Consider the following 6,733-nt stretch of genomic DNA (forward strand, 5'->3'; position numbering starts at 1 on the left):
AAAAACTTCCGCTTGCCTTGGGTTGCTTGTATTTACTAGTGTCCCGGGGCCATGGCGGATGAGGAGAGATACAAGGGCTACAGGGAGCCGGCGCTCGCGGTGCTCAAGAAATACGATGTGGGCGTCTGGGACAGCGTCGAGATCCGGACGCCAAAGGGTCCGTTCGCCGGCCTCATCCTCCCCCGCTCCACGACCGAGGACGCGGAGCACGTGGTCATCAAGATGGCGATCGGCTACAACACCGGCGTCCACGTGGACTCCATAGAGGGGATAAAGAAGACCGGACATCGCGAGGGGAAATACGCGATCCCCGAGCAGGACTTTCCGGTCGACAAGCGGAAGCCGTACGTCTACCTCCTCGGCACCGGCGGCACGATCGCCTCGCGCCTCGATTACAAGACCGGCGCGGTGGTCCCTGCGTTCTCGCCCGGCGAGCTCTACGGCGCGGTGCCGGAGCTAGCCGACGTCTGCAACCTGACCACCAAGAAGCTCTTCGGCGTCTTCTCCGAGAACATGGCGAAGGAGCAGTACCAGGTGCTGGCGGAGGAGATCGGAAGGCTCATACGCGAGGAGCGCGTCGACGGGATCGTGATCGGCCACGGCACCGACACGATGCACCACACCGCCTCGATACTCTCGTACATGGTGCAGGACTCCCCGATCCCGATCGTGCTGGTCGGCTCGCAGCGCTCCAGCGACAGGCCGAGCTCCGACGCCGCGCGCAACCTGATAAACGCCGCCTACAGCGCCGCGCACTCCGACATAGCGGAGATCATGGTCTGCATGTTCGGCCCCACCTCGGACGACTACGGGCTTTTGCACATCGGCACGCGCGTGCGCAAGATGCACTCGAGCTACCGCTCCACGTTCCGCACGCTCGGCGACATACCTTACGCCATGGTCTTTGCGGCGAGGCACGCCCTCAGCTGGGAGCCGCCGTCCGGCTCCGAGGGGATCGTCCCGCTGCGTGAGCACAAGAGGCGCCGCAAGGACAAAAACGTCAAGATCAACACCTCATACGACGACCGGGTCACGATCCTCTACTACTACCCCGGCATGAACCCTGATCTCGTCGACGCGATAGTGGACAAGGGCTACCACGGCATAGTGATCGCCGGCACCGGCCTGGGGCACGTGAACTCGGTCCTCAACCCCGCTCTCAAACGCGCGGTCGACAAGGGCGTGGCCGTGGTCATGACCGTGCAGACGCTCTGGGGCTATGTGCACATGAACGTGTATGACACCGGGAGATATCTGCTGGATCTTGGCATAATCCCATGCGAGAACATGATCCCGGAGGCGGCCTACATGAAGCTCTGCTGGACATTGGGTCAGACACGGGATTTGCAGAAAGTACGCGAGATGATGCTCACCCCCATCGCGCGCGAGATCACGGAGCGCGAGCCGCACAACGGATATCTCGTCTACCAGGGCGGCATCCCCGAGGTGGAGCGCTTCCTGTCGACGTACAAGAAATAAAAGGGACGGGTTGACGCTTAGAAACGGCGATAGTAATCCGACGGGACTCCGAGCTTTATCCACTCCACTTCGCTGATGTACGAGTCAACCTGTGCCTTTGTCTCAGCGCTGACATCCCGAAAGGAATGCCCGTTGATGCTCTGGGGAGTGAAATAATCCGGCTGGCTGACCTGATCCTCCGGATTGAGTTGCAGGCATTCGGAGATCGGCTTTGGCGGCTGTTTAATATTAACTGATTTGATGATATCGGACATCCCGGCATCCTCCTTTCCCCCATCGAATCCTGAATGTAGTCATTTTTTCAGTTTCTCCCGGATCTGCCTCAGCAGGCGTCTGGCCTCTGTCCTGACGAGAAAATCGGGACCGCGCGCTGCCTTGCGTATGGCTTCGAGGTCGTAAGACGCCGGCGCGCCCACCCCTATGTTCTCCAGGACGCTGAGCGCCTGCAGGCGGATTGAGCTCAGCTCGTCCGTTCTTTCGACCGCCCTCGAGATGGTGATCCGGATGATGGGCAAGAGGTGTTCGGGCCCCTTGAAAGCGGCATCCTCGATGTAGTGCAGCGCCAGGCTGCGCTCGGTAATGTTCCCTATCTCCAGGCGCGAGATCGCCCTTGCCAGCGCTGACTCCCCCTTTTTCGGCCTGCCGTTGCCGTTCGAAGAGCCTCCGTTGCCGGTGCCGCCTGGAGGCGGCATCGACGATGAGCCTGACGGAGGCGGCATGCTGGGGGCCCCCGAGGCGAATAGGCGCGCCAGTCCCTGAGATCCGAATCCCCTGTTCCCGGCGATGAGGCGCAGGCTGCTTTGCGTGAACGCCGTGAGCTGATAATAACCAGGGGCGGAGAGATGCGCAGGCATGACCGCGGCCGCGCCGGCCCAGGACGGGTAATTCATCGTTGTCGTGCACGCTGACAGCTGCATCTCTTGCTGCCTCCGGTTTCTCCTCTTTATCGGAGCATGGCGAAAAAAGTTGCTCGAAATCTACGTGAGGCCGAAGAACGACCTTATGCGGGCGGAGAGCCCCTGGACCCTGGCGGAGCGGTCCCTCTCCCCCTCGCCCAGCTTCCTGTTCGTCTCCGCCTGGCGCTCTGCAAGGGCCTGCGCCAGTCTCTCGAGTATCGCGACGTCTGCGGAGAGGATGTCGGAGAACAGCGCCTTGTCTATGGCAAAGAGCGTGGAGTCTGCGGTCGCGCGCACGGTCGCCGACCTCGGCTCGCCGGTGAGAAGGCTCATCTCGCCGAAGAAAGACGGCGGCGCGAGAGTGGCGACCGGAATCGAGGAGTCCTTGCCAACGAGCACGTCGCAGGCGCCGGAATGTATCACGTACATGGAGTCGCCAGGGTCTCCCTGCCACACCACGGTCTCCCCCTCCGCGTAGGACTCTATTCTCATGGAGCGCGCGAGCGACTCCTTCTCCTCGTGAGAAAGCGGCGCGAGGATGGGCACCGAGTCGAGGCGCGCGCGAACATCTCCCCGCTGTTTCTTCGACAGCTCCTCCTCGCGCGCGCGCTCTATGTGGGCGTGATGCACGTCCCTGATCGGGAACGGGATGCGGATGCCGTTGCGGCGCAGCGCGTACCACAGCCTGTTCATCACCGATGCGCGCAGCTCCGGGGAGACGCCGTAGTCCTCGTAGGCGAACCTCATCATGTACGTTATCGCGAAGTCGCCGTACTCCATCACCCTCACCGACGGCGCGGGGGTCTTCAGAATCCTCGGCTCCTCGCGTAGGGTGTCCAGCATGACCCGGCGGACCCTGTTCGGGGCCGCGCCGTACTCGATGCCCACGTTTATCTTCATCGTGTGCAGGCGCGAGGGCCTGGAGAAGTTGGTGAGCACGGTCTTTATTATGTCGAGGTTGGGGACGTAGACCAGCTCGCTCTCGAAGTTGAGGAGCCTGGTCGACTTCCATCCGATGCCGACCACCCTCCCCACCTTCTCTCCGTACTGTATCCAGTCGCCTATGGAGTACGGCCGCTCGAGCTGGAGAGAGAGCCCTGCGAACAGGTTGCCGAGGGTGCTCTGCGCGGCGAGGCCGATCACTGCGGTGAGAACCGCCGAAGTGGTGATGAGCCCCGCGAGGTTCGCCCCGCCCTTCTCGCGCAGGACCAGGAATATGATCACCGCGTATATGACGGCGAGCAGAAAGTCCTTCGTGAGGGCCGGCAGCCTCTCCTTTTTCTGTATCTTGACCCAGAGCTCGACGGTCAGGGCGAAGATGAGGCGGGCGACCGCGCAGTAGAGCGCTATGACTGCGGCCGTGTCGATCCAGTGAAGGAGCCCCTGGCTCAGCCGATCGGCCATGGCCTTGTGCACGAAGTTGAGCGCCAGGTAGAGGATGAGCAGGCCGATCGGGAAGTGCGGCATCTTCTTTGTGCGGAACGCGGCGTAACGGTAGGCCACAAGGACCGCCATCACGCCCAGGATGACCCACGGGTTCTGCATGATTCCTGTCGAGAGCGGTTCGCCGGCGTTCATGGCCGCGAGTATAATTCATGAGGGTGAAAGGTCAAAGGTGAAAGCTGAAAGGTCAAAGGTGAATGGGGGAGGCAAATAGGGCCTTGCGCAGAGGGGCGCATGTGTTACCTTCAGCTCAATGGCGAAGGCCCGTATAAAATTCTGGGGGGTGAGGGGCTCCATCCCCTCGCCGGGCAGGGGCACAGCGTTCTTCGGCGGCAACACCACCTGCGTCGAGATAGAGGCCGGCTCCACCCGCGTGATCTGCGACGCCGGCACAGGCATCCGCGACCTGGGTCTCGATCTCTCGCGGCGCGCGAAGGGGCGCCCGATCGAGGCGCTCATACTCCTGTCCCACGTTCACTGGGACCACTACATCGGGCTGCCCTTCTTCGCCCCATTATATAATGATAGGAACCGCTTCACGGTCGCGGGCCCCAGGATAATGGGGAAGGAGTTCCCGGCGGCCATAAAGGAGGCGATACGGCCGCCCTACTTCCCGATCAGCACGGCTGAGTTTTCGGCAAAGATCGACTTCGCCAACATCGGGCCCGTGGAGTACCGGTACGGCGACCTGAGGATAGTGCCGCACGAGGCCCATCACCCTCAGGGCTCCTGCGGGTGGCGCTTCTATTTCAAAGGCGGCCGATCGCTCGTTTTGATGACCGACAACGAGCCGCGCGGCGCGGCAGAGGAGCTCTCGCTCGTGGAGTTCATGCGCGGCTCCGATGCGCTGATCCACGACTCCCAATATGCCCCCGAGACGTATGCCAGGAGGCTGGGCTGGGGCCACAGCCCCTACACCTATCCGATCGGGCTCGCCAGGGCGGCGGGCGTGAAGGCGCTCTACCTCACCCACTTCGATCCCGAGTGCGACGATGCGGCTCTGAGAAAGATGTTCGCAAAGGCCAGGGCGCACGCGCGCTCCATCGGGTGCAGGTCGCGAATCGCGATGGCCCGCGAGGGGCTCTCGTTTTCCCTCTGAAGACGATGGACGATCCTGTCACAAGATATTTTTCCCTCCTCACAAAGTGGAACAGGAGCATCAGGCTCGTATCCTCCGCTGCGAGTGAGGACGAGTTTCGCAAGAAGCACCTCCGCGACGCGGTCGAGCTCGCGCCGCATCTGGCGAACGCGCGCTCGCTCATCGACATTGGCACCGGAGCGGGGCTGCCGGGGATCCTCATCAAGATGATGATGCCGGATATCGAAGTGATCCTGCTCGACTCCGTGAGGAAGAAGATCAGCTTCTGCAACGAGGCGATACGCACGCTGGGTCTCTCCGGGATAAGGGCGATATGCGGCAGGGCCGAGGACGAATTGGTCAGGGGGCAACTGGGGACCTTTGATGCCGTGGTCTCGAGGGCGACCTGGAAATTGAAGGATTATATAATTAATTCAATAAGTTATCTTCGAGAGGGCCCCTCTTCCCGGATATTTGCCCTCAAGGGGGCAGGGTGTGACAAGGAGCTGGCCGAAGCCCAAAATATTATAGAAAATCAAGAACTTACGCTTGATATCGACCACCGTTACTCCATAGGCCCCCTCCCCCGCCGGATCCTCAGCTTCCGCCGAAAACCCTAGCAGACGGACGGGTACGGGATGCCCCTCTCGCTACGGCTCGCTCGCTCACACGCCACTCGCTCGCCTGCGCACTCGGCACCGCAGCATTATAGGCTTAGAAAGCGGCGCCTCATGACGCCGCTCGAGTGGTATCCCGTACCCGTCCGTTAACCTAAATTCCAATAATCAAACAAAAACATCGCGTTTGATTATTCGGTAATTGGAATTTGGTGCTTATTTGGAATTTGGGATTTGGTGCTTGGAATTTGTCGAATGGGGGTGATCCGACGACAGGACCCGGAGGCAAATGAGCGAGCCGTAGCAAAAGGGGCGTCTCGTCTCAATCCACGAACCGGGACCCGGAGAAATGTTTCACGTGAAACAACTGCTAAATTGCTTGCGCTCTTGAATGGGTCGCACTATGGGGGATTTATTCATCAAGCATTTCCGACAAGACCGGAGCGGCCATGGCTGAGATAATAGCTATATGCAATCAGAAAGGCGGCGTCGGGAAGACCACCACGTCGATAAACCTCGCCGCTTCGCTCGCCGCCGCTGAGAAGCGGACCCTCCTCCTGGATCTAGACGCACAGGGCAACGCGACCACTGGCATGGGCTTCAACAAGCACCAGATGCAGGCAAGCATCTACGACGTGCTCATAAACGAGTCTGATCTGCGCTCCGTGATGATGGAGACTGAGATATCGCACCTCAGGATGATCCCCTCGAACACCCAGCTGGTGGGGGCGGAGGTTGAGCTTGTGGGGATTGTTTCACGTGAAACACGGCTCAAGGAGCACCTCCAGAGGATAAAGGATGAGTTCGACTATATCATCATAGATTGCCCGCCCTCGCTCGGGCTGCTGACGCTCAACGCCCTGGTGGCTGCCGATTCGGTGCTCATACCGGTCCAGTGCGAATACTATGCGATGGAGGGGATAGCGGATCTGCAGAGGACGATTTCGCTCGTCGCCGGCCGCCTTAATCCAAATCTTAAGATCAAGGGCATCGTTCTCACGATGTTCGACGCGCGCAACAACCTCTCTCATCAGGTGCAGAATGAAATCAGAAACCACTTTAAAGACGCGGTGTTCCATGTGGTTATCCCGAGGAATGTGAGGCTCTCCGAGGCCCCGAGCCACGGAAAGCCCATCCTCTTATACGACGTGGCCTCGAGGGGGGCGCAGAGCTACTTTGAGCTCGCGCAGGAGGTGCTCGCTGTCAATTAGAGGCTGAGA

General features: G+C 60.6%; 7 protein-coding genes. 4 read left to right on the top strand and 3 right to left on the bottom strand.

Annotation, left to right across the window (positions count from 1 at the left end; translation table 11 throughout):
* Window positions 1–51 precede the first annotated feature (51 nt).
* Complete coding sequence (gene gatD, locus JXA24_07090; protein ID MBN1283516.1) at window positions 52–1,479, top strand: Glu-tRNA(Gln) amidotransferase subunit GatD; 1,428 nt, start codon at window positions 52–54, stop codon at window positions 1,477–1,479.
* Between the two features lie 17 nt (window positions 1,480–1,496).
* Here the strand turns inward: gatD and JXA24_07095 are convergent, their stop codons facing one another.
* From JXA24_07095 to JXA24_07105, 3 genes are all read right to left on the bottom strand, one after another.
* Window positions 1,497–1,733: a hypothetical protein gene (locus JXA24_07095; GenBank protein ID MBN1283517.1), complete on the bottom strand. Its 237-nt coding sequence runs from the start codon at window positions 1,731–1,733 to the stop codon at window positions 1,497–1,499.
* Window positions 1,734–1,772: 39 nt separating this feature from the next.
* Window positions 1,773–2,369 carry a hypothetical protein gene (locus tag JXA24_07100; protein ID MBN1283518.1) on the bottom strand — a complete coding sequence of 199 codons (597 nt, stop codon included), beginning with the start codon at window positions 2,367–2,369 and terminating at the stop codon, window positions 1,773–1,775.
* An 87-nt stretch (window positions 2,370–2,456) separates the two neighbouring features.
* Window positions 2,457–3,920, bottom strand: a complete 1,464-nt coding sequence (locus JXA24_07105; GenBank protein ID MBN1283519.1) for a mechanosensitive ion channel family protein — start codon at window positions 3,918–3,920, stop codon at window positions 2,457–2,459.
* 181 nt (window positions 3,921–4,101) lie between these two features.
* On the opposite strand from JXA24_07105, the gene JXA24_07110 reads away from it, so the two are divergent.
* The 3 genes from JXA24_07110 (at window position 4,102) to JXA24_07120 (ending at window position 6,724) form a co-directional block, all read left to right on the top strand.
* Window positions 4,102–4,917: an MBL fold metallo-hydrolase gene (locus JXA24_07110; protein ID MBN1283520.1), complete on the top strand. Its 816-nt coding sequence runs from the start codon at window positions 4,102–4,104 to the stop codon at window positions 4,915–4,917.
* A 5-nt stretch (window positions 4,918–4,922) separates the two neighbouring features.
* Window positions 4,923–5,516, top strand: coding sequence for a 16S rRNA (guanine(527)-N(7))-methyltransferase RsmG (rsmG, locus tag JXA24_07115; GenBank protein MBN1283521.1), 594 nt, complete (start codon window positions 4,923–4,925; stop codon window positions 5,514–5,516).
* Window positions 5,517–5,962: 446 nt separating this feature from the next.
* Window positions 5,963–6,724, top strand: coding sequence for a ParA family protein (locus tag JXA24_07120; protein ID MBN1283522.1), 762 nt, complete (start codon window positions 5,963–5,965; stop codon window positions 6,722–6,724).
* The last annotated feature ends 9 nt before the right edge of the window (window positions 6,725–6,733 follow it).

The sequence above is a fragment of the Pseudomonadota bacterium genome (assembly GCA_016927275.1).
In the GTDB taxonomy this organism is placed as follows: Bacteria; UBA10199; UBA10199; order 2-02-FULL-44-16; family JAAZCA01; genus JAFGMW01.